General features: G+C 72.9%; 3 protein-coding genes. All 3 read left to right on the top strand.

Going from position 1 to position 3,572, the window contains the following annotated elements; genetic code table 11:
* On the top strand, positions 1 to 1,766 hold a 1,766-nt coding region (locus AC1MIR_RS27610), incomplete at its 5' end, for a TRAP transporter permease (RefSeq protein ID WP_480031374.1).
* Between the two features lie 26 nt (positions 1,767 to 1,792).
* Entirely contained in the window at positions 1,793 to 3,163 is a 1,371-nt protein-coding gene (locus tag AC1MIR_RS27605; RefSeq protein ID WP_480031373.1) for an acyclic terpene utilization AtuA family protein, read from the top strand.
* A gap of 3 nt (positions 3,164 to 3,166) precedes the next feature.
* Positions 3,167 to 3,478, top strand: coding sequence for a DUF4387 domain-containing protein (locus AC1MIR_RS27600; protein ID WP_480031372.1), 312 nt, complete (start codon positions 3,167 to 3,169; stop codon positions 3,476 to 3,478).
* Positions 3,479 to 3,572: the final 94 nt, after the last annotated feature.

Genomic DNA, 3,572 nt, shown 5'->3' with positions numbered 1-3,572 from the left:
GGGGGGGGGGGCGGGGGGGGCCGCGCGGGCCGCCCCCCCCCCGGGGGGGGGGGCGGCCCGCGCCGGCGCTGCTGGCGCTCGACATCGCCATGATCGCGGTCGCGGTGGCGGCGACGGGGCTCGTCTTCCTCACCTGGCAGGACATCGTCGCCATGGTGGGCGTGGCCGGGCCGCTGGAGCTGACGCTCGGCGCGCTGCTGGCGCTGATCGTGCTGGAGGCGGCGCGGCGCGCCGGCGGCGCGGCGATCCCGGTGATGGTGCTGCTGGCCTTCGGCTATGTCTTCGTCGGGCCGCTGATGCCCGGCATCTGGACGCATCCCGGCTTCCCGCCGGGCTATGTGCTGGAACAGCTCACCTGGTCCTCGGGCGGCATCTACGATTCGCTGACCGGCACCTCGGCGACCTTCATCGCCATGTTCATCCTGTTCGGCGCGCTGCTGCAGGCCACGGGCGGCGGGCAGACCTTCATGGAGATCGCGCTGCTGATCGCCGGCCGCTTCGCCGGCGGACCCGCCAAGGTCGCCGTGGTCTCCTCGGCGCTTTTCGGGATGATCTCGGGCAGCGCCGTGGCGAATGTCTCCGTCACCGGCAACTACACGATCCCGCTGATGCGCCGCCTCGGCTACGAGCGCAACTTCGCGGGCGGGGTGGAGGCGATGTCCTCCACGGGCGGCGGCATCACGCCGCCCATCATGGGCATCGCCGCCTTCATCATGGCCGACTTCCTGAACATCTCCTACCTGTCGGTGATCGGCTACGCCGCCATCCCCTGCCTGCTGTTCTACATCGGCATCCTCGCCGGCGTGCATTTCGAGGCGCGGCGACGCGGCCTGGTGCCGGTTCCCGCGGCGGACCTGCCGCCGGCGCGGGAGGTGCTGCGCCCGGGCCGCCTGCTGCCGCTGCTCGCGCCCGTCGTCGTACTGTTCACGCTGCTCTTCGGCGGCACCGGCCTGACGGAGGCCGGCTTCTGGGCCTGCGTGACGACGATCCTGCTGTTCCTGGCCGCCGAGCCGCGCCGCGCGGGGCTGCGCAAGCGCGGCGCGGCGCTGCTCGAGGCCTTCGCGAGCGGCGGCCTCGCGATCGCGCAGGTGGCGCCGCTGCTGGTCGCGGTGGCGATGTTCACCACGCTGCTCGGCATCACCGGCGTCGCGCCGAAAGTGAGCGCGATCATCGTGGAGGTCGGCGCCCGCAACCTGGTCGGCGCGCTCGCGGTCGCGGCGCTGGTGCCGCTGGCGCTCGGCGCGCCGCTGCCGGTGACGGCGACCTACATCCTCTCCGCCGCGCTGATCGCGCCGGCGCTGACGCGGCTCGGCCTCGACCAGGTCGCGGTCCACATGTTCCTGCTCTACTGGGCGACGCTCGCCTCCGTCACGCCGCCCACCTGCACCGCCTGCGTGATCGCGGCGAACATCGCGGGCGGCAACTGGTTCCGCACCGCGCTGGTCGGCATGCGGCTCGGCTTCGTCGCCTTCCTCGTGCCCTTCTTCTTCGTGCTGAACCCCGCGCTGATCGCGCGCGGCGCGCCGCTGGAGGTGCTGGTGGCGGGCTGCAGCGGCGCACTCGGCGCGGTGCTGATGGCCGCCGCCTTCTTCGGCCGCTTCGGCAGCCGGCTCGACCCGCTGGTGCGGGCGCTGCTGCTGGCGGCCGGCATGCTGCTGCTGGCGCCGAGCCTGCTGCTGCTGCCGGCGGGCCTCGCCGTCGCGGCGCTCGCCTACGGCCTGCACCGCCTGTCGCCGCCGCGCCGCGCGGGCGTGACCCTCGAATGACCACTGCACTGGAAGGAAGCGCGTCCATGGCGCCAGACCGGTCCCGCCGGACGATGCGGATCATGATCTCCACCGGCCATCTCGGCACCGCGCCCTCGGGGCGGGCGAGCTTCGACGCCGCGATCGCCACCAACCCCGACTATCTCGTCGCCGATGGCGGCAGTTCCGATCCCGGCCCGGTCTATCTCGGCGACAACCGCGTGCTCGGCCAGTTCGTGCAGGAGGAGCTGGAGCTGTTCCTCACCGCCTCCCGCGCGCGCGGCATCCCGCTGATCATCGGCTCCGCCGGCGATGCCGGCAGCAACCATGGCGTGGACGAGACGGTGCGGATGCTGCGCGCCATCGCCGAACGCCACCGCATCCCGCGCTTCCGCATCGGCTGGTTCCATTCCGAGGTCCCGGCCGGGCTGATCGCCGACCGGCTCGGCGCCGGCGAGCGCATGCCGGGCCTCGGCGGCTTCCCCGACTTGACGGCCGAGGAGGCGCGCGCGGCGACGCGCATCGTCGCGGTCGCCGGCGTGCATCCCTTCATCCGCCTGCTGGGCATGGGCGCCGACGTGATCGTGGGCGGGCGCTGCGGCGACATCGCCATCACCGCCGCCCCCTGCATCCGCGCCGGCTTCCCCGAGGCGCTGGCCTATCACATGGGCAAGATGATCGAATGCGCCTCCCTCGTCGCCGAGCCCTTCATGGGGAAGGAGGCGATCATCGGCACGATCAGCGACGGGGACATCGTCATCACGCCCTACCATCCGGGCCAGCGCGTGACCGTCGCCTCCGCCGCCGGGCATTCGATGTACGAGCGCGAGACGCCCTTCTTCGAGCGCACGCTCGGCGGGCTGCTGGACATGCGCGACTGCCGCTACGAGGAGGTGGACGGGCGATCCTGCCGCATCGGCGGCGCGCGCTTCGTCCCCGACAGCCCGCTGACGGTGAAGCTGGAAGGCGCGCGCAAGGTGGGCGAGCGCTACATGGGCGTGGTCGGCATCCGCGACCCGCATGTGATCCGCAACCTCGACGCCGCCATCGCCTGGAGCCGCGGCGCGGCCGAGCGGCAATTCGCCGGCGTGCCGCACCAGCTGCATTTCCACGTCTTCGGCCGCGACGGCGTGCTGAAGGAGCTGGAGCCGATGCGCCACGCGACGCCGCACGAGGTCTGCATCGTCGTCGAGGGGCTGGCCGCCACGGATGCGCTGGCGCACAAGCTGACCGACTTCGCCACGCGCATGTTCTTCCTGGCGCGCATCCCCGGATCCAAGGGATCGAGCGGCCTGGCCGCGACGACGAAGGAGACGATGCGCTCCTCGCCCGGCTTCGTCTGGAACGTCAACCACACCATGCGCATCGCGGATCCGATGGAGCTGTTCCCGGTGCAGATCGCGGAAGCGGGGGTCTGAGCGATGCCGAAGCTGCACGAGCTGGCGAAGACGATCCGCAGCAAGAATGCGGGTGTGAACCAGGTGACCTTCGACGTCATCTTCCCCGACCGGCAATCCTACGAGCGCGTCCGGCGCGGCGGCGCGCTCTCGCGCGAGGCGGTCTGCCGCCTGTTCCGCATCGCGCCGGAGCGCATCTCGGACCATGTCGAGTTCGACCTGGCGAATGCGATCAAGTTCACGCTCTACCGCGAGCGCCCGAGCGGCAGCCCGGGCGACTGGGACATCCTGGGCTGCCAGTTCTACGGCCCGCTGGTGGACCTGGAGGTGCCGTAGCGCGGGCCGGGGGGCCCCCCCGCGCCCCCCCCCCCGGCCCCCGCCCGGCCCCCCCCCCCCCCCCCCCCCCCCCCCCCCCCCCCCCCCCGCCCCC

It is taken from the genome of Falsiroseomonas sp. RANM36, from assembly GCF_056682175.1.
Note: the sequence above shows the minus strand (reverse complement) of the source record. Positions and strands in the feature narration are given on the sequence as shown.